Genomic DNA, 18,292 nt, shown 5'->3' with positions numbered 1-18,292 from the left:
TCACACCCCGCTGTGCGACGACGGGACCAGGGTCGCACGGATCAGGGTCGAGAGGTACTCCAGCCCATGTACGGCGCCCTCACGCAGGCCGTGGCCGCCCATGAGTTTGGCGATTTGCACCATATGTGTGTCGATCTCGGTGTGCAGCCGATCACAGCCTTCGATGTCGCCCCGGGGGTCCGACAGGATGAGTTTGCGGCGCAGCTGGTTCACAAACATGCTGCTTGCGGAAAACCGTGCCTTGATCAGCTGATGATGCAGTGTTTTCTGCCCCAGGCTCTCTCTGGTTTCGAGATGGGCAAAGGCCATGTCCATGGCGTGCGCGAGGATCCCGGCGCGCAGGGCCAGGGTCGCCAGGGCGGCCGAGGCCGGACGCGGGTGCAACGGCCGGGGGGCGACCTCCGACAGCACCAGCCCGAAACAGGCGATGCCATGTTCCGTCCGCGTGGATCGGGTGCCGACGTCGGCTGCCGGCTCCGCCGGATCAACCAGTGGCGTATCCGGCAGATGGATCGCATGGCTGCGACCGGCGAGGAAACCGTCCCGTCCGGTGACCAGCAGGCACGCGGATTGCAGGGCCTGCGCCGGGGGCGCGCGCCGGGCGGTCTCGAAGATCTGCTCCGTGAGGGAGCCGGTTGCTGAATCAAGCATGTGCCTGCTCTCCCCGGGCAAGGCTTGCTTCGATGTGCTCCACCAGTTTTTCCATGGTGTTGAACCCGGCCTGACCAATGGTCTCGGGGTCGAACCGCAGCCCCGGCAACTTGTCCTCAAGGCCCAGGAGGAACTGCACGAACATGTAGCTGTCGAGGTCGAAGTCCCGGTCGAACCGCATGTCAGGGCGAATGCCGGTAACAGGGCGTTCCAGAACCTCGGAGAGAACCTCGGAAACGGCAGTGGAAATGGTCTTGTTCATGGAAGGCTTCCTTATGCTTCGGGCAGTGAGTGGGATCAGGGGGCGGGGCAGGCGGGGGGATCTCGGTCCAGCAAGCAGGCGGAGAAGGTCACGCCGGTTCCTGCCGCCAGCAGCAGAACCTGCTGGACCGGGCCAGCGTCTGAGACAACCGCCTCCAGATTGACGAACGGATCTGAGCAATAGGCATGACCGGTCCCTGCGATGTCGCCCTGGAACGTCCGGTCCTGCCAATCGAATGCCCGGATCAGGGCATCGGTCAGCGGACGGTTGAGATTATGCGGCACAAAGATCATGTCGCGGCTTAGTACCGCCGCATGGCGATCCAGAAAGGAGGCCACAAACTGCGTGAGCCCCGGCGCATACGCCTGTTGCAGGGCACGTCGGTCCTCCGGGCCCATCGCTTCGGGGTTGATGTGAAATCGCGGCAGGTGCCGGACCGCTGTGCCGCGCACGTGCCAGGACCCGGGACCGGCATTCAGAACCGCTGCGGTGGGAACCTCCGCCAGCAGGCCGACCGTCAGGCGGGACACCGAAGGGTGGAAGGCCTTTTCCCCGGTCAGCACGATGACGGGCGTCTGAGTGCCGCACTGCGTGACGAAATGAAGACAGGCCAGCGCGGAGGCGCAGCTGGTCATCGACAAGGCATGCACGTCCCAATGGGCCAGCCCGTGCTGATCGACCAGCTGCCGCAGCCAGTTCTGGTCGGTGCGCGTGTTGTGTGTCTGGGTCTTGCAATACACGACCAGCCCCGCGGACCGGCCGCGGTCTGGCAAACTGTCGATGGCGCCTTGCAGGACCGCGGACAGCATCCCAGTCTGTGCGTCCCGGTGACGCGTGACGGATTGCAATCCGTAAAAACGGTCATACATCTTGGCCGAGGTCGGGGTCAGCCCATGACTGGGGCCGAGCTCTTGCAGAGGTATCTTTGTGCCACCGTCCGGGGACAGCGCGATGTGACACAGGGTTGTCATTGGGCCGATCCTCTTTCCTGTCGCCGCAATGCGGGGCGACCTGAAAAAGCGTTACAAACTGACCGAAAATGGGGCGTCCAATTTCATGAACTAGGACGGGCTAGATTGTGAATCAGGTCTTTGGACAGCCAGGTCCCGTCGGGCCTAGATCACGATAATATATTGCGATTTATGGATATTTTTATGGCGTGACCGGCGAGGACGTCGCATGCGATTTTTTCGCCGTCCGCCCGGTTTGTCTGCTGCGCGGGCGATGGGCTGCCGGTGTGAGGCAGGCGAACAAAATCCTGTGCTCCTATTTTTGTGATGCACACAACCTGAAATACGCCCGCCGCGAATCTGTCAGATGGAAATGAGGTCGTGTCCCCGCGCGACAAAACGCAGCGCCGATGCCATGTGCTGGCGGGCGCCGCGTCTTCCGGGGGTGGCGGCAAGCTGCCGCTGGCCGTGGCGATGAGGCCCGGGACAGATCGACTGGCCCGGCTCCCGCTTCTCAGGGATCTGCGAGTGGTCCTCCGCCGCAAGCAAATATTCCAGAGGGCGCGCCCGCTGGCCCCACCGCCGATTTTATATCGCGGCGCTGTGGGCCAGCGTGTGCAGGATGCCGCGCAGTTCGGCCAGACCCCGGAGACGGCCGATATAGGGGTAGCCGGGTGTGCTGGCCGTGCGTTGGTCATGGGCCAGCATATGCCCATGGTCGGGCCGGAACGGAAGCGCGCGCCCTTGTGCGGTTTCTGCTTCCAGGGCCGCCTTGCAGATTGCCACCATGTCCACGTCCCCCGCCAGATGCGGCGCTTCATGGAAACTGATGCCATCGGCTTCGCGCAGGGTTGCGCGCAGGTGGAGGAAAGCCACGCTCGGGCCGAACCGTGTCAGCATTGCCGGCAGATCATTGTCCGCACGCACCCCGAGCGAGCCGGTGCAGAAGGTCAGACCGTTTGCCGGGCTGTCCACCATGTCGAGGATCGCCTGAAGGTCCTCTGCCGTGGAGACCACCCGTGGCAAACCAAAGATCGGGAACGGCGGATCATCGGGATGAATCCCAAGCGTGACGCCCTCCTCTTCGGCGACGGGGACGACACGGCGCAGGAAGGCCGCCAGATTCGACCGCAGGCGGGCTGTATCGATCCCGTCGTACATCGCCAGATGAGCGCGAAAGCTGTCGAGGTCGAAGCTCTCTTCGGCGCCGGGGAGGCCCGCGATAATGGTCCGCGTCAGCTGCTGGCAGTCTGCTTCGCTCATCGCGGCGTGGCGTGTCGCCGCGCGGGCTGCAATCTCAGGATGGTGGTCGGCCGCGGCGGCCTCTCGGCCAAGGATATGAATGTCGAACACCGCTGCATCCACCGCATCATAGCGCAGGCAGAGCGCGCCATCCGGCAACGCATGGGTCAGGTCGGTGCGGGTCCAGTCCAATAGCGGCATGAAGTTGTAGCACACGGTCCGGATGCCGCAGGCGGCGAGATTGCGGAGCGACTGCGCCCAGGCGTCGGCCTTGTCCTCCCAGCCCGGAGCGCCGCGCTTGATGTCCTCATGCACCGGAACGCTCTCGACCACCTCCCATTTGAGACCTGCTGCAGCAATCATGTCGCGACGCTCGGTGATGGCTTCCACGGACCAGACGGTGCCGTTCGGCTGGTCGTGCAGGGCAGTGACAATACCGGTCGCACCGGCCTGGCGGACATCCTCCAGCGTCACGGGGTCATCGGGGCCGAACCAGCGCCAGGTTTCGATCATGCGATCCTCTTGTTCTTTGTTTTCGTGGGCAGGAAAGGCCCGGACTGCGCCGTCAGCCCGGCGCGGAGATGGGTTGGAACAGGTAGCCGTCAAAGGCGGGGTCATCCACATCCGACAGCTCCATCAGGGTTTCACGGACATGTGCGAGGTGCTGCCACATCGCGGCGCGCGCCCCGTCTCTGTCCTTCGTGCGCAGCGCGGCGAGGATTTTCTGGTGATCCTCCAGCCAGTTACGTCGATAGTCCGCGTCAAAGATCCGGTCGTGCAGCTTGGCCCACATCGGGCTTTGTTCGCGCTTGCGCCAGAGTTCGTCGACCATGTCCACCATCACCGAATTCTGTGTCGCTTCGGCGATCAAACGGTGAAAGAGCTCGTCTCCGGAGTGGTCGGCGCTGCCGGATTCGATCTGCTGGCGCTCCATCTCCAGGGCTTCGCGCATGCGGGTGATGTCGTTCTTGGTGACCATTTCCGCGGCAAAGGCTGCGATCGAGCTTTCCAGAAGCTGCCGCGCCTGCAACAGCTCGAACGGACCGATATCGTCGCGCACCGGCGGTGCGGTGGTCGCAGACGGAGCGGCGAGATAGATGCCGGAGCCCTTGCGGACCTCCACCAGACCATCGATCTCCAGCATGATCAGCGCCTCGCGCACCAGGGAGCGCGACACCGACAGCCGTTCCGACAGTTGCCGTTCGGGCGGCAGCCGGTCCCCCACGGCAAAACCTTCGTCCCGGATCACGACCCGCAGGGCCTGTGCCACATCCTGATAGCGCCTGTATTGGCTCATGCTGTCTCCCCGCTGGTTTGCGTCGCGCGGCTTTCTTCTGCCGCGCGTTCGGCATAATAGGCGGCGAGCCGGTGAAAGGCGGGTTTTTTCGTCGCTTTATCGGCGGCGATCAATCCTTTGCGGTTCCAGCCCCGTTGAAAAATGCCCTGACGCCGCTCGACCCGGAAATCATAGAGGATCCAGGGCGACATGCCCTTCACATAGTCCAGCGCGCGCAGGGTGGCGATCTGCCTGGCGTAGACTTCGTCCTGATAGGCAAGGCTGAACAGCCCGCGTTCGGGTCCGTGTTCGGTGCTGTCGCCATCGGCGCCGGTTTCGGAGATCACAACCGGGCGATCCGGCGCGGAGTTGCGCCCGATCTCGCCCAGCTCGTCAAAGTTCTCTTCGTACCAGCCGTAGTATTCATTGAGGCCGATCACGTCGATATGCGCGGCCAGACGGTCTTCGATCTTCAGCTTGGCGTGGTTCACCAGGCAGGCAGCCGAGGTCAGGCGGGTCGGGTCTTCGGCCTTGGCCAGATCCGCAAGACCGCGCATGAAGTCGAGACGGGCGTCGGTGTCGGGGTTCTCGTTTCCGACCGACCAGATAATGACGCTGGCGCGGTTGCGGTCGCGGCGGATGAGTTCGCGCAGCTGGTTTTCGGCATCACGCCGGGTGGCCGGATTGGCAAAATCAATCGCCCAATACACCGGGACCTCTTCCCAGAGCATCAGGCCCATCTCGTCGGCAATCTCTGCCGCGCGTTCATGATGCGGGTAATGCGCCAGCCGCAGGAAATTGCAGCCCAGTTCCTTGGCGTGGGCAAAGCGGCGGCGGATGTCGGTCTCACCCGTGACCTTGCCCTGAGTCGCGTCATCCTCATGGACAGAGATGCCACGCAGGAAGATCGGCGCACCGTTGAGCAGAATTTCAGTGCCCGCGCGCGCGATGGTGCGGAACCCGACGCGGTCCTGCACCTGATCCCCTCCGGCACTGAGGATCACGTCGTAGAGTTTCGGAGTGTCCGGTGACCACAGCTCTGGTGCGGCATCCAAGGTGATCTCGCCCTTGCCCTCGGACAGGGGCAGTTCGGTATCGACTCCTAGTTCGGGAATCGCCAACCGGGCAGAGGCACAGTCTCCATCCACCTCGACAGAGGCACGGATCGCGCCGTTCTCGAGCCGGACAAACAGGTCGCGGATCACCACCGGCGGCAGATCATAGAGCGTCACCTCCCGGTAGACACCGCCGTAGTTGAACCAGTCGGTGTTGCGCATGGGCACGCGGTCCAGCGTGCGGGTGTTGTTGACGCAGAGCATCAGCCAATTCTGGCCTGGCTTCAGGGCCTGGGTCAATTCCACACAGAACGGCGTGGAGCCGCCATAGTGGTTGCCCAGGAATTCGCCGTTCAGGAACACCTTGCAATCATACTGTGCCGCACCGATCCGCAGCACCTGCCGCCGGTCTGGGGCAGGGTCGTGCAGGAGGGGGCGGGTGTACCAGGCAGAGCCCTCGAAGAAGTACCACTTCTCCTTTTGCATCTGCCAGCAGGAGGGCACAGGCACCGTCTCGCCCATATAGGGATCATAATCCCAGGGCTCGATCCGGTCCTCGGGAGCCTCGGGCAGCATGGCGTACCATTTCTGCCGAAGCCCGGTGTCCAGAAGATCGACGCAGAAATTCCAGTCCCCGTCCAGCGACTGCCCCTGGCGGCCACGGGTGAAGATCAAGGTGTCGGCGTTGAGGTTCTGCGTGTTGAAGGGACGGTCATAGTCCTCGTCGTGCAGGGCCTGCAACGCGTTGTCTGCGAGTTCGGATCGTTCCAGCATGGTGCCTGTGCCTATCGCTTATTGTGCCGCTTTGATGCGATCGATCAGATCGGCGAGGTGCTCCGACTTCGCCGCGACTTCTTCGTGCATCGGCAGAACAGCTTCGGCGAAGGGGGCCTTGTCCACCTCGTGCACGTTCACGTTCAGTGTTGCCTTGGCTTCGTCGATGGCGGCGGCAGAAGCCGCATTCCACGCTTCGCGATGCGCAGCCATGGAGTCTTGCGCCGCCGTGCGCAGCGCTTCCTGCTGCGCTTCGGTCATTGCGTCCCAGGCACAGTTGGAGATCACCACCACGGAGGGGATCATGGTGTGCTCATCAAGGGAGAAATCGGTGACGACCTCGCCGTGACGGGCGGTGGTCAGCGCGGTCGGATTGTTTTCTGCCGCATCGACAACACCCTGCTGCAAGGCGCTGTAGAGTTCCCCCCAGGAGATCGGGGTCGGGTTGCCCCCCAGCAGCTCGACCATGCGGATGGCAGAGGGGCTCGGCTGTACGCGCACCTTCACGCCTTCCAGGTCGGCGGGCGACATGATCGGCTTCTGGGCATAGAACGAGCGGGCACCTTCGGTGTAGAAGGCCACGCCACGGAACCCCTGATCGACAGAGGCGTTCAGGATGTCCTGCCCGATGTCGCCGGTGATAACGGTGTTGAAATGCTCTTCGGAGGAGAAGATGTAGGGCAGGTTCAGCGCCGAGTAGCTCTCCTCGAAGGCTTCGAGCTCGGAGGCGTTGGAGCGGGCCATCTCCAGCGCGCAGTTCTGCACCAGCTCCATGGATTCGCGTTGGGTGCCAAGCTGGGCATTCGGGAAAATCTGGATCTTGATCTCGCCATCGGTCAGTTCCGCCACGCGGTCGGCCATGACCTGCATGGAGATGTGAACCGGGTGATCCGGCGGGTTATTGTGGTTCAGTTTCAATGTCGCGGCAGCGCCAACGCCAGCAGACGCCGCCAGCGCCAGTGCGGACAGGGCCGTGGTCAATGTCTTGGTCATGGTCTCTCCTCCCAAGGTGCTTTGGTCTGACCTGTCAGAATTGGTCGACCAATATTCGAGGAAACTTCCCCATCTTTTCGATTCAGTCAACCAAAACTTCGAAATCGCAACGTGGGTGTGGAAGTTTTTAGAAATTGGTTGACCAATTTGGATTCCTGCGCGAGTGTCTGGCGCAGATCTCACATGGTTGTCGCGGGGAGGGGACCTATGACGTGGAGCGTATCAGCCCGTTGGGGCAGGGCAGGCCGCAGATGAGGTGGGCGGTCGATCTATTGCTCAAGACGGTCCTCACGGCGATTTTCGTCGTTCTGGTGGCTTGCGTCAGCTGGCAGGTCATAAGCCGCTACATCCTGGGCGTGCCAAGCACGGTGACGGATGAGCTGGCGCGGTTCCTGTTCATGTGGCTTGCGCTGATCGGCGGTGCCTACACGATGGGATTGCGGCGTCACCTGGCCATTGATCTGTTGACTCAAAAGCTCAGTGGCCGGGCGCGGAGCGTGGCCGAGGGGTTCAGTCTCTGCGCCATCGCGGGGTTTGCGGCGCTGGTCATGATCAAGGGCGGCGGTCAGCTGGTGCTCAAGACCTTTGCCTCGGGGCAGGTCACTCCGGCCCTGCAAATCCCGATGGGCTATGTCTACGGCGCGATCCCTTTCGCCGGGGCGATTATCTTTTTCTACTGCGTGATTTTTCTGGTTGAGCTTTGGCGAAATGGGCCGGGCACGACGGACCCCGGGGCTGACGCCCCTGTGGGCGGACCACTGGACTGAGGGCGGAACTGACATGACACTGGCCATTATCCTGCTGTTCGGCAGTTTTGCCCTCTTGATGGCGCTGGGGGTTCCGATCGCCTTTTCCATCGGGATCGCCACCACCGCGACGTTCCTGCTGTTCATGGGCTTCGATCAGTCGTTGTTCATCGTGGCGCAGCAGATGGCGTCCGGGCTGGACAGCTTTACTCTGCTCGCCATTCCGTTCTTCATTCTGGCGGGCAACATCATGAACCGTGGCGGTATCGCCATGCGCTTGATCAACTTCGCGAAGGTGCTTGGCGGGCGGTTGCCCGGGGCACTGGCCCACTGCAACGTCATTGCAAACATGATGTTTGGCTCTATCTCGGGCTCGGCCGTGGCCTCCGCGGCGGCGGTCGGTGGTGTCATGTCCCCGTTGCAGAAGAAAGAGGGCTATGATCCGGCATTCTCGGCGGCGGTGAACATTGCCTCCTGCCCGACGGGGCTGTTGATCCCGCCCTCCGCGACGCTGATCGTCTACTCGCTGATCACCGGCGGAACCTCGATCGCGGCGCTCTTTGTGGCCGGATATCTGCCGGGTATCCTGATGGGGCTGGGGCTGATGATCGTCGCAGGCATCATCGCCAAACGTCGCGGCTACCCGGTGGCGCCGCGCCCGGCGCTGCGTGAGGTGCTGGTGTCCGCCCGCGATGCGGCGCTGCCCCTCGGGCTGATCGTCATTGTCATGGGCGGCATCATCACCGGCGTTTTCACCGCCACCGAAGCCTCTGCCGCCGCGGTGATCTACACGCTGCTGCTGGCGCTTGTGTGGTATCGCGAAATCACGGTCAAGGACCTGCCCGCGATCCTGATCGAAAGTGCCGTGACCACTTCGGTCGTGCTGCTGATGATCGGCGCCTCCATCGCGATGAGCCGGGTGATGGCCTTTGGTGGTATTCCATTTGCGATTTCGGACTTCCTGCTGGGGCTGTCAGAGAATCCGCTGGCGATCCTGCTGGCGATCAATATCGCGCTGCTGGTGGTGGGCACTTTCATGGACATGACGCCTGCACTGCTGATCTTCACGCCGATCTTCATGCCGGTGGTGCAAGGGTTGGGCATGGATCCGGTCCATTTCGGAGTTGTCATGACCTTGAACCTTTGCATCGGCATCTGCACGCCCCCGGTAGGGTCGGCGCTCTTTGTCGGCTGCTCGGTGGGGGGCACGTCGATCGCCAAGGTGATCCGCCCCCTGTTGCCCTTTTACGCGGTGTTGTTCGGTCTGTTGATGCTGGTGACCTACGTGCCTGAGATCAGCCTGTTCCTGCCGCGAGTTCTGTTGGGATACCAATAATGAAATGCCTGAAATCATGGGTGCTGGAGGCCGAGACGGCCTCCGGTGCCACCCTGCGTGTCGAAGAACGGCACCTCCTGCACATCTCCGTTTTGGAGGACGCGCTGTTTCGCGTGTCGCTGAAAAAGGATGCAGCCTGGCGGCTTGGGCGCACATGGACGATTGCGCCGGGAGGAAACGCCCCCTGGGAAGGGCGGCGGCGGGAAGATCTTTCAGGTTTCACATGCCCGCCACCGGTCGTTTCGGCGGCAGAGGGCGTGCTGACCATCGCGACAGAGACGCTGCGGCTTCGTGTGCTGCAGCCGCTGCAGATGGTCTGGGAGGCAAAGATCAACGGTGCCTGGCAGACTTTCGCCACGGATCGGGCGACGGGGGCGTTCCACCTGGGCTTGCGCGACCACGCTCATGCGCATTTCCTGTCCCGTACCGCGGGTGAGCCGGTCTATGGCCTGGGTGAGAAAACCGGGCCGCTGAACCGCGCGGGCAAGCGCTATGAGATGCGAAATCTGGATGCGATGGGCTATGACGCCGAAAGCACCGATCCGCTTTACAAACACGTGCCCTTCACGATGACGCGCACGCAGGGCGCGGGATGCTGGTCGATCTTCTATGACAATCTGGCCGGCTGCTGGTTCGATCTCGGCAATGAGCTGGACAATTACCACGCGCCCTATCGTGCCTATCGGGCCGAGGATGGCGATCTCGATTTCTACATGTCCTGGGCGCCGCAGCTGCTGGATCTGGTCAAGCGGCAGGAGCAACTGACGGGCGGCACCGCGTTTCCACCGCGCTGGAGCCTGGGCTACTCCGGCTCGACCATGTCCTATACCGACGCGCCCGACGCGCAGGCGCAGCTCGAAGGGTTCCTGGCCAGGATCGAAGAGCATCAGATACCCTGCGACAGCTTCCAGATGTCGTCGGGCTACACCTCCATCGGGGCCAAACGGTATGTGTTCAACTGGAACGATGACAAGATGCCGGACCCTGAGAGCATGGCGGCGAAGTTTGCCGATCAAGGCATCCATCTGATCGCCAACATCAAGCCCTGCCTGTTGCAAGATCACCCCCGCTATGACGAGGTGGTGGAGGCGGGTCTGTTCATCCGCGCGAGTGCCGAGGCCGATGCCGCCTGCGGGCCAGAGCGGTCGGTGTTCTGGGATGACGAAGGATCTCATCTCGATTTCACCAACCCGGATACGGTTGCGTGGTGGAAGGCCAACGTGGCCTCGGCGCTTCTGGCGCGCGGCATCGGGTCGACCTGGAACGACAATAATGAGTACGAGATCTGGGATCGCCACGCCCGTTGTGCCGGCTTTGGCGAAGAAGTCGATATTGCACTGATGCGCCCGGTGATGCCGATCCTGATGACCCGTGCCTCGATGGAGGCGCAATTGGAACAAGCGCCGGACAAACGTCCCTATCTGATCAGCCGGTCCGGGGCGCCCGGGTTGCAGCGCTATGCCCAGACCTGGAGTGGCGACAACCGGACGGACTGGAAAACCCTGCGGTGGAACCAGCGCACCGGCCTCGGGATGAGCCTGTCGGGATTTTATAACATCGGCCACGATGTCGGCGGTTTCTCCGGTCCGCGCCCCGAGCCGGAGCTGTTCGTGCGCTGGGTCCAGAACGGGGTGTTCCACCCGCGCTTTACCATCCATTCGTGGAACGATGACGCGACGGTGAACGAGCCCTGGATGTATCCGGAGGTCACCGATCTGATCCGGAACGCAATCCGCTTGCGCTACAGGCTCTTGCCCTATCTCTATACCTGTCTCTGGCAGGCGGCGGCGCAGAGCGAACCGATGCTGCGGCCGCTGTTTCTTGACTTTGACCATGATCCGCAGGCCTGGCAGGAGACTGACAGCTTCCTGCTCGGGCGGGATCTTCTGGTGGCGACGGTGCTGGACAAGGGCGTCGACAGCCGCCCCGTTTATCTGCCCGAGCATGCCGGGGGCTGGTGGGATTTCCACACCGGGATCTGGCACCAGGGCGGCCAATGGCTTGAGGTGCCCGTGACGCTTGAGACGATCCCGCTCTTTGTGCGTGGTGGCAGTGTCATCCCCTTGTCGGAAGGTGCTGATCGCGCCGCGCCATCCGCGGACCTTCGCCGCAGCCTTGCCCTGTTTCCGGCGGCGGGCGACGCGGTGGGGACGAGCCTTATGTACGAAGACGATGGTGTCTCGGTCGATCCCGTCTGGTGTGTCACCCACCTGGAGATGTCCAGCGACTCCGATGAAGTCACACTTCTAACGCAGCGCGAGGGGCCGGGCGCCCCGAATGTCCCACTCGCCGAGGTGGTGCTGCCCGCGGGGGAGCGCCGCAGTCTTATCTTGTCCAACCCCACTGAACCTGACGGGAGGATCCACCTGTGAGCGTGATCAGACATCCCAGCACCCTTGACCGGGCCAGCCTCAAACCCCGCATCCTGCATATCGGGTTTGGCGCTTTTGCGCGGGCGCATCCGATGGTCTACCTGCAAGAAGGAATCGAGACTGCAGGAGGCACCTGGGGAGTGGTCGCGGCGCGCCTGAACTCCGGTGTCGACGACCTGGATCGCCTGGCGGAGGCGGATCATCTGTATCACGTGGCCGAGGCGGATGGCGATCAGACGCAGTTGCGCGAGATTGGTGTGCTCTGCGGTACCTGTCACCCCGCGCGCGATGGGGCCGACGCGCTGCCGGCCCTGATTGCCTCGGGCGATTTGTCGGTGATCCTGCTGACCATCACCGAAAAAGGCTATTGCACGTCGGGTGGTGCGCTCGATCTGACCCACCCTGGAATTCGGGCCGACCTTGAGGGGGCTGAGGCGCCGCGCACGGCGATCGGCGTCCTTGTGGCCGGGCTGGCACGGCGGCGCGCCGCGGGGCAGGGGGGGCTGACGATCCTGTCCTGCGACAATCAACCGGCCAACGGCAGGCTCACCCGCCGTGCCGTCCTTGGATTTGCACGGGCGCAGGACCCGGAGCTGGCAGCCTGGATCGAAGGCACAGTGCGCTTTCCCTCCTCGATGGTGGACCGGATCGTGCCCGCCATGACCGACAGCAGCCGTGCCGAAGTTGCAGAGGCACTCGGGCGTGATGATGCCAATGCGATCCTGTGCGAGCCCTTCCGCCAATGGGTGATCGAAGATGACTTCGCCGGCGAAGCGCCGCCCTTCGCTGCCGGTGGAGCACTCCTCGTCCCGGATGTGGAGCCGTTCGAGGACATGAAGCTACGGCTCTTGAACGGCGCCCATACCACGCTTGCCTGGGCGGGGCAGCTTCTTGGCTATGAAACCGTGGCCGAGGCGATGACGGACGCGCCCCTGTGTGCGGCGGTCCGGCGCCTGATGCTGGCAGAGCAAGCGCCGACCCTGGATTTGCCGGCGGGCGTGGATGTTGCGGACTATGCCGAGGATCTGCTTGCGCGGTTCACCAATACCCGGCTGCATCACCGTCTGGACCAGATTGCGACCGACACGAGCAACAAGATGCCCCAACGGCTGTTTGCGCCCGTTGAGCAGTCGATCACAGCGGGGCGACCGTGGCCGGTGGCGGCAGTGGCCATCGCCTGCTGGGTCACGGGATTGCAAAGGCTTGCCCCGATCGCCGATCCCCGGCAGGAGGCGCTGCGCGCGGCTGCCGCCTCGGACCGGCCGGTTGCCGGGGTGCTGGCGGTGCCCGGTGTGGTCCCGCCGACGCTGGCGCATTCTCCTGAATTCGAAAGTGAGGTGACGGCGGCCTATGACCGGATCGAGGCGCAGGGGCTGTCTTCCGTCCTGTCCGCTCTGATGGAGGCGACATAACCCATGGCCAGATTTCTAGACCAGTCCTTCCTGCTGAATACGGAGACCGCAAGGCGGCTCTATTTTGAGGTCGCGCAGGATTTGCCGATTATCGACTATCACAACCACCTCCCGCCGGCGGAAATCGCGGCTGACCGGCGGTGGGACACGCTTGGTGAAATGTGGTTGGCGCATGATCACTACAAATGGCGGGTGATGCGCTGGGCCGGCATCGACGAGGCGCGCGTCACGGGGGCGGCCAGTTGGCGCGAGAAATTCGATGCCTTTGCCTCCGCCATGCCGCGCGCGGTTCTGAACCCGGTGCACCATTGGTCCCACCTCGAACTTTGGCGCTATTTCGATCTGGACGGCACGGTGCTGTCACCGGACACCGCGGATCGCGTCTGGGCGCAGGCCAATGCAAAGTTGGGCGAGGACGGGTTTTCCGCCCAGGGGCTGTTGCGCCGGATGAAGGTGGAACTGGTGGGCACCACCGATGATCCGTTGGATACGCTGGAGCATCACGCGGCGCTTTCTGGCGCCGATATCCGGGTGGTCCCGACCTTCCGGCCCGACAAGTCTGTGCAGATCGAGGCGGACGGGTTCGCTGCGTATCTCGACCGCCTCGAAGCGCTGACCCATCCGATCCGCAGCTTTGAGGATCTGGTCGCGGCGCTGCTCCTGCGTCTGGACCATTTTGTCGCCCATGGCTGCAAGGCGGCCGATCATGGCATCAATCACCTCGATGCTGCCGAGATCCCCGGCGCGGCGGCGCTCGACGCGGCGCTTGCGACTGCGCGGGCCGGGCGCCCGGTCTCGCCGGAGCAGGCCGCGGTCCACCGGGCGGCATTGTTTGATGCCTTGGGGCGGGCCTATGCGGCGCGCGGGCTGGTGATGCAATGCCACATGAACGTGGTACGCAACGGGTCCAGCAGATTGCTGCACCGCATCGGTCCCGATGCAGGCGGCGACTCGCTGCGCGACACCGACATGGCCGGGCCGCTCAACCGGTTGCTGGACCGGCTGGATCGCGATGGGCAATTGCCACGGATGGTGCTCTATGGGCTTGATCCGGGCCGTAACCCGGTGCTGGCGGCCACGGCGGGGACCTTCCAGGACGGATCCGTCCCCGGCAAGGTGCAGGCCGGCGCGGCCTGGTGGTTCAACGATACGCTGGATGGCATGGAAAGCCAGATGCGCAGTCTGGCGCAGGTCGGGCTGTTGTCCACCTTTCTCGGCATGCTGACTGACAGCCGCTCTTTCCTGTCGTTCCCGCGGCATGAGTATTTCCGGCGCCTGCTCTGCGGCATGATCGGACGCTGGTCGGAAACCGGCCATCTGCCGGATGACGAGGCGTTGCTACATCAGCTGGTGCGGGGCATCTGCTACGAGAACGCACGCGACTGGTTTGTGGAGGCGACATGATGCGCATTGCCGTGATCGGGGAGTGTATGGTGGAAATGGCGCCTGTCGACGGCGGGCTCTACCGGATGGGGTTTGCCGGGGACACGTTCAACACCGCCTGGCACCTGCGCCGTCTGTTGGATGAGCAGCATCAGATCAACTATGTGACAGCCATCGGGGATGATGCGACATCGACCCGGATGCGCGACTTCATCGCCGCTTCGGGCATCGGTGTCGATCACGTGCAGCGCCTGCCCGGGGCATCACCGGGCCTTTACCTGATTGGGCAGGAGCAGGGGGACCGGGTGTTCAGCTACTGGCGCAGCCACTCCGCCGCGCGTCGCCTGGCTGACGATGAGGCAGCACTGGCGCGGGCCTTGGAAGGGGCGGCGCTGGTGTATCTGTCCGGCATCACCCTGGCGATTCTGACCCCGGAGGCCCGGGTGCGGCTATGGGCCGTGATCGCGGCATCCGGGGCGCGTGTCTGTTTTGATCCAAACATCCGCCCGCGCTTGTGGGACAGCGCCGAGCAGTGCCGTGACGTCTTGTCCGATGCTGCGGCACGGTCTTGGTGTGTTCTTCCGAGTTTTGGCGACGAACAGGCGCTGTTCGGGGATGACACCCCAGAGGCAACCCTGGCGCGCTATCGCCAGGCTGGGGCCGAGGTCGTGGTGGTCAAGGATGCGGAAAACCCCGTGTTGATGGATGTGGCGGGTCACAGATGCCAGGTCGCACCGCCCATGCTGGCGGGGGGTGTCGTCGATGCGACCGGTGCGGGAGACGCCTTCAACGCAGGCTGGATCGCGGCATATCTGTCTGGACAGGATCCGCAGGCGGCCGCGCATCAGGCCAACGCCCACGCCGCCAAAGTCCTCAGGGTCGCCGGAGCATTGCTGACGTCGTGAGGGGTGTTTGACGCGACGCGCAGCCGAACGTTTCAGGACGCGGTGAGTGTCGCCTCCCAGGTGACATAAAAGCTGGTCGGTTGCAGGGCGCCAACCGTCACTTCGATCTGGATCTGATATTCTTCGGTCCCGGCGGCCATTGCCTGTCCGATCCAGTAGCTTCCCGGTGCCAGTCCCTTTGGCGGAGGTTCGGCCCGGGGGTGCCCGGCCCCGGTGAACACATCATCACCGCCTTGCAGCGCAAAGGACGTCAGTGTGGCGCTGTCGCCGCTTGTGCCTGCGGCGTTGATCGGAAGCACCTGAAACCCGATCAATGCGCCCACGTTACAGACCGTATGGAGGTCGATGCGGCCCTCATGGCCAGAGCCGTTGCGGACCTGATTGTCCATCATATACACGCCGCTCGTGATTTTGCCGTCCTGCACGGCTGCAATCGCGGCCGTGTCGACCGCGATTGCAATGCTCACAGAAGGGGTGAGGGCAGCCGAGACGGGACGCGCCGGGGATACAAATGCCGACATGGGCGTTTCTCATCCTCCGCTTTCGGCCCCGCTTCAGGACCCTAGCGGGCCGTGATGAACGGATCCCAATTGATGAAGTAGGAGACCGGTTGCAGCTTGCCGACGGTCACTTCGATCTGGATCTGGTAGGTTTGTTCGCCTTGATGCATGGCCTGACCAACCCAATAGGCGCCCTGGGGTTCCCCCTTGGGGGATTCCTGCTGGCGGGGTTGGCCCGCAGCGGTGAACACGGACCCTTGGGATACGGTGAAGCCGGTGATGACGACTTCATCGCCGGAGGTGCCAAGGGCATTGATGGGCACCACGTTGAACCCGATCAGGTCGCCGTTGTTGCAGACGGTGCTCAATTCGAGGGTCCCCTCGCCGGTCGAACCATTCCGCAGACGGTTGTCCATCATGTAGATGCCCTTGGACACATTCTGCCCCTGTTGCGCGGCAACATAGGCGGTATCCACGGCGATGGTGATACTGGTTTGGGGTTGCAGGCCGCTCTTCCGGCCGGTGGAGACTTGTGCGACGGCTTCAGACATTTTGACTTCCTTTTTCCAGAGGTGAGGCTTGCTTCAATGCACGCTGAGCGTCGGATCGACCGACGTGGTGATGCCGGACTTGCCGGGGATCTGGGCGGAGAAATTGATCGCATAGCGGTCTTCGCCCTGTGCCTGCACGGTTCCGGTCCAGGTGGTGGCATTGACCTGCTGCGGCGTGCCGCTGGCACCGAAGACACCCGCGTTGCCAAAGTTCTGAATGCTCAGAATCGTGTCGGAGGTCGGGTCGACGTTCAGCAGGGACCAGCAGATGTTGGTGCCGACCGGCACCGCGGTCATCAGGTTCACGCTGCCTTCGTTGGCACTGCCGTGATTGAGGTTGTTGTCGACGAGATAGACCCCGGTGGTCTGACCGTTGACCAGCGCATCTGTGTCGACCCAAATCTGGACAAAGATAGTGCAGTCACTGGGTTGAATGGCGGACATCGTCATTTCCTTTCTGTGACGCCGGTTCCGAAGCGGCCCGCAGGTGGCCGGATCCGTTGGGACCGGAGGGTTCTGATTGAGGTATGAACGCCGCGGGGCTGACCCGCTGACAGCACCCAGTCTGGAACCACCGCCGTCGATAATCCTGAAACGCAGGCGAAATCTGCAAAGGGCGGCGCGAGCGATCTGATAACGCACGACATTCCCTGGCCTTTGTCCCACCCTCGGCCGTGGGGTGCCGTGGCGGTCACAGCGAGATTTCAGAGCGATTTCAGTTTGATTTCAGGAAATCTGCGCCGGAGAGCCGCATGCTGCAAGACAGCTGAACGCAGCGCCCTTGCAAATGAACCAAAGGACCCGCCCGGATGGAAAGCCGTACTGTCACATCCGTGCAGGTGTTTCCCTATATTCCCGGTGTCGTTTGCGATGCAGAGCCGGTGGTGCTCAATGCCTCCGGCACCTATTCGAGCGCGCGCATCATGCACTCCCACATGCATCTTCTGCATCTGGAGCCGGGCTGTGCCGTGTCGCGCTTGCAGGTCGGCGCGAGTTACAGCTGGAACGGCGTCTCTCAGTCGGGCCAATCGCTCAGCTCACATTGGTTGTATTGCACGTCCCTGGGCAATGGGCTGACCTTTGGCACGGTCCTGAACCTGGAGCGACGCATGCAGGCGGCGCCGCTTCCGACGCAGGCCTCTGTCGAACCGATCAAACTCGAAGCCCTGGCGGATCTGACTTCGATCGAACGGTCCCCCAATCCGGTATTCGATCACGTCCAGGTGCAGCTCGGCAGTGAAGGCTGGCTTGTCATGACACATATGACCGTCCCGGCCTGCATCGGCATATTGCTTCCGTCCACGGCGTTGCCTGCGGGATTTACGGTCGGGGCGGCGCGCCTCACGATTGCGGCGAAGTCGAAACGCACATTGCAGTCGATCGTCATGGACGAACTCTACTGCGCCCATATCGGCGAGGACGTCCTGTTTCTGAAGTCGGTGGACCAATGCTGAATCTCCCGCATAAAGAGTTGGATGGCAGTGAAGTTTTCCCTAGGGTTGTATCGATAGGTATGCCCGCCCGCGAAAGCGAGCGTCAGGGGAGAGTAGGGGCTGTCATGCGCAGGCCAACAGCAGAACCAGCGCAAGAGATCTCGAAGGGCAAGGGCGGATCTGAGCAGCGCACGATGGCTGCGTCGGATTCCGGCTCGGGGTCCGTTGCAATTGGCACTGCGTCTTATGTCACGGCAACACGCCGGTTGTTCGATGCCAGAGGTGAAGAGATTTTCCTTCGCGCTCAATCCGCTGAAATTCTTCATTTTTTCGTCCTGAAGCTGGGAGAGCTGGTGATGTGCCCCCATCGAGTGGTCCAATTTGAATGTTAATGCATCGTCGGTCTTTGGTCTATCGGGACGATGCTTTTGGGCGCTGGGGGCCGGTATCC

Annotated in this window: 17 protein-coding genes; 7 read left to right on the top strand and 10 right to left on the bottom strand. The window is 63.0% G+C overall.

Annotation, left to right across the window (positions count from 1 at the left end):
• The 7 genes from MHM88_RS03010 to MHM88_RS02980 form a co-directional block, all read right to left on the bottom strand.
• A complete protein-coding gene (locus MHM88_RS03010; RefSeq protein WP_239359830.1) occupies nucleotides 1-651 on the bottom strand; it encodes a hypothetical protein in 651 nt (216 codons plus the stop codon).
• Nucleotides 644-913 (bottom strand): acyl carrier protein, encoded by a 270-nt coding sequence (locus MHM88_RS03005; protein WP_239359828.1) that lies wholly within the window; start codon nucleotides 911-913, stop codon nucleotides 644-646. The genes MHM88_RS03010 and MHM88_RS03005 overlap by 8 nt, the downstream gene beginning before the upstream one ends.
• A gap of 35 nt (nucleotides 914-948) precedes the next feature.
• Entirely contained in the window at nucleotides 949-1,884 is a 936-nt protein-coding gene (locus MHM88_RS03000; protein ID WP_239359826.1) for a 3-oxoacyl-[acyl-carrier-protein] synthase III C-terminal domain-containing protein, read from the bottom strand.
• Nucleotides 1,885-2,451: 567 nt separating this feature from the next.
• A complete protein-coding gene (gene uxuA, locus MHM88_RS02995) occupies nucleotides 2,452-3,618 on the bottom strand; it encodes a mannonate dehydratase (RefSeq protein ID WP_239359824.1) in 1,167 nt (388 codons plus the stop codon).
• Nucleotides 3,619-3,670: 52 nt separating this feature from the next.
• Complete coding sequence (locus MHM88_RS02990) at nucleotides 3,671-4,402, bottom strand: FCD domain-containing protein (protein ID WP_239359822.1); 732 nt, start codon at nucleotides 4,400-4,402, stop codon at nucleotides 3,671-3,673.
• The gene (locus MHM88_RS02985) at nucleotides 4,399-6,210 is read right to left on the bottom strand and encodes a glycoside hydrolase family 2 protein (RefSeq protein ID WP_239359820.1); all 1,812 of its coding nucleotides are present in this window, start codon (nucleotides 6,208-6,210) and stop codon (nucleotides 4,399-4,401) included. Before MHM88_RS02985 ends, MHM88_RS02990 begins: the two co-directional genes overlap by 4 nt.
• A gap of 18 nt (nucleotides 6,211-6,228) precedes the next feature.
• Nucleotides 6,229-7,203, bottom strand: a complete 975-nt coding sequence (locus MHM88_RS02980) for a TRAP transporter substrate-binding protein (RefSeq protein ID WP_239359818.1) — start codon at nucleotides 7,201-7,203, stop codon at nucleotides 6,229-6,231.
• A gap of 251 nt (nucleotides 7,204-7,454) precedes the next feature.
• Between MHM88_RS02980 and MHM88_RS02975 the strand changes: the two genes are divergently transcribed.
• The 6 genes from MHM88_RS02975 to MHM88_RS02950 are packed head-to-tail and all read left to right on the top strand — an operon-like array spanning nucleotide 7,455 to nucleotide 15,357.
• Nucleotides 7,455-7,970 carry a TRAP transporter small permease gene (locus tag MHM88_RS02975; protein WP_239359816.1) on the top strand — a complete coding sequence of 172 codons (516 nt, stop codon included), beginning with the start codon at nucleotides 7,455-7,457 and terminating at the stop codon, nucleotides 7,968-7,970.
• A 13-nt stretch (nucleotides 7,971-7,983) separates the two neighbouring features.
• The gene (locus MHM88_RS02970; protein ID WP_239359815.1) at nucleotides 7,984-9,285 is read left to right on the top strand and encodes a TRAP transporter large permease; all 1,302 of its coding nucleotides are present in this window, start codon (nucleotides 7,984-7,986) and stop codon (nucleotides 9,283-9,285) included.
• The gene (locus MHM88_RS02965; protein ID WP_239359814.1) at nucleotides 9,285-11,657 is read left to right on the top strand and encodes a glycoside hydrolase family 31 protein; all 2,373 of its coding nucleotides are present in this window, start codon (nucleotides 9,285-9,287) and stop codon (nucleotides 11,655-11,657) included. Before MHM88_RS02970 ends, MHM88_RS02965 begins: the two co-directional genes overlap by 1 nt.
• Nucleotides 11,654-13,069 (top strand): mannitol dehydrogenase family protein, encoded by a 1,416-nt coding sequence (locus MHM88_RS02960; RefSeq protein ID WP_239359813.1) that lies wholly within the window; start codon nucleotides 11,654-11,656, stop codon nucleotides 13,067-13,069. The genes MHM88_RS02965 and MHM88_RS02960 overlap by 4 nt, the downstream gene beginning before the upstream one ends.
• 3 nt (nucleotides 13,070-13,072) lie before the next feature.
• Nucleotides 13,073-14,473, top strand: a complete 1,401-nt coding sequence (uxaC, locus tag MHM88_RS02955; protein ID WP_239359812.1) for a glucuronate isomerase — start codon at nucleotides 13,073-13,075, stop codon at nucleotides 14,471-14,473.
• Entirely contained in the window at nucleotides 14,470-15,357 is an 888-nt protein-coding gene (locus MHM88_RS02950; RefSeq protein ID WP_239359810.1) for a sugar kinase, read from the top strand. The genes uxaC and MHM88_RS02950 overlap by 4 nt, the downstream gene beginning before the upstream one ends.
• Before the next feature lie 32 nt (nucleotides 15,358-15,389).
• Here MHM88_RS02950 and MHM88_RS02945 read toward each other — a convergent pair whose 3' ends face one another.
• Genes MHM88_RS02945 through MHM88_RS02935 form a run of 3 tightly spaced genes read right to left on the bottom strand, consistent with a single transcriptional unit; the run spans nucleotide 15,390 to nucleotide 16,852 of the window.
• Nucleotides 15,390-15,878 (bottom strand): hypothetical protein, encoded by a 489-nt coding sequence (locus MHM88_RS02945; RefSeq protein WP_239359808.1) that lies wholly within the window; start codon nucleotides 15,876-15,878, stop codon nucleotides 15,390-15,392.
• Nucleotides 15,879-15,919: 41 nt separating this feature from the next.
• Complete coding sequence (locus MHM88_RS02940; RefSeq protein ID WP_239319150.1) at nucleotides 15,920-16,408, bottom strand: AidA/PixA family protein; 489 nt, start codon at nucleotides 16,406-16,408, stop codon at nucleotides 15,920-15,922.
• A gap of 33 nt (nucleotides 16,409-16,441) precedes the next feature.
• Nucleotides 16,442-16,852 (bottom strand): hypothetical protein, encoded by a 411-nt coding sequence (locus tag MHM88_RS02935; protein ID WP_239319152.1) that lies wholly within the window; start codon nucleotides 16,850-16,852, stop codon nucleotides 16,442-16,444.
• Between the two features lie 365 nt (nucleotides 16,853-17,217).
• Between MHM88_RS02935 and MHM88_RS02930 the strand changes: the two genes are divergently transcribed.
• Nucleotides 17,218-17,862, top strand: coding sequence for a hypothetical protein (locus MHM88_RS02930; RefSeq protein WP_239319154.1), 645 nt, complete (start codon nucleotides 17,218-17,220; stop codon nucleotides 17,860-17,862).
• The last annotated feature ends 430 nt before the right edge of the window (nucleotides 17,863-18,292 follow it).

This window comes from Epibacterium sp. MM17-32, from assembly GCF_022348205.1.
GTDB lineage: Bacteria > Pseudomonadota > Alphaproteobacteria > Rhodobacterales > Rhodobacteraceae > Epibacterium.
Note: the sequence above shows the minus strand (reverse complement) of the source record. Positions and strands in the feature narration are given on the sequence as shown.

Excerpts from the sequence above, each read along its gene's own strand:
- MHM88_RS03010 (WP_239359830.1), bottom strand. The coding sequence starts at position 651 with ATGCTTGATTCAGCAACCGGCTCCCTCACGGAGCAGATCTTCGAGACC.
- MHM88_RS03005 (WP_239359828.1), bottom strand. The coding sequence starts at position 913 with ATGAACAAGACCATTTCCACTGCCGTTTCCGAGGTTCTCTCCGAGGTT.
- MHM88_RS03000 (WP_239359826.1), bottom strand. The coding sequence starts at position 1,884 with ATGACAACCCTGTGTCACATCGCGCTGTCCCCGGACGGTGGCACAAAG.
- uxuA (WP_239359824.1), bottom strand. The coding sequence starts at position 3,618 with ATGATCGAAACCTGGCGCTGGTTCGGCCCCGATGACCCCGTGACGCTG.
- MHM88_RS02990 (WP_239359822.1), bottom strand. The coding sequence starts at position 4,402 with ATGAGCCAATACAGGCGCTATCAGGATGTGGCACAGGCCCTGCGGGTC.
- MHM88_RS02985 (WP_239359820.1), bottom strand. The coding sequence starts at position 6,210 with ATGCTGGAACGATCCGAACTCGCAGACAACGCGTTGCAGGCCCTGCAC.
- MHM88_RS02980 (WP_239359818.1), bottom strand. The coding sequence starts at position 7,203 with ATGACCAAGACATTGACCACGGCCCTGTCCGCACTGGCGCTGGCGGCG.
- MHM88_RS02975 (WP_239359816.1), top strand. The coding sequence starts at position 7,455 with ATGAGGTGGGCGGTCGATCTATTGCTCAAGACGGTCCTCACGGCGATT.
- MHM88_RS02970 (WP_239359815.1), top strand. The coding sequence starts at position 7,984 with ATGACACTGGCCATTATCCTGCTGTTCGGCAGTTTTGCCCTCTTGATG.
- MHM88_RS02965 (WP_239359814.1), top strand. The coding sequence starts at position 9,285 with ATGAAATGCCTGAAATCATGGGTGCTGGAGGCCGAGACGGCCTCCGGT.
- uxaC (WP_239359812.1), top strand. The coding sequence starts at position 13,073 with ATGGCCAGATTTCTAGACCAGTCCTTCCTGCTGAATACGGAGACCGCA.
- MHM88_RS02950 (WP_239359810.1), top strand. The coding sequence starts at position 14,470 with ATGATGCGCATTGCCGTGATCGGGGAGTGTATGGTGGAAATGGCGCCT.
- MHM88_RS02945 (WP_239359808.1), bottom strand. The coding sequence starts at position 15,878 with ATGTCGGCATTTGTATCCCCGGCGCGTCCCGTCTCGGCTGCCCTCACC.
- MHM88_RS02940 (WP_239319150.1), bottom strand. The coding sequence starts at position 16,408 with ATGTCTGAAGCCGTCGCACAAGTCTCCACCGGCCGGAAGAGCGGCCTG.
- MHM88_RS02935 (WP_239319152.1), bottom strand. The coding sequence starts at position 16,852 with ATGTCCGCCATTCAACCCAGTGACTGCACTATCTTTGTCCAGATTTGG.
- MHM88_RS02930 (WP_239319154.1), top strand. The coding sequence starts at position 17,218 with ATGGAAAGCCGTACTGTCACATCCGTGCAGGTGTTTCCCTATATTCCC.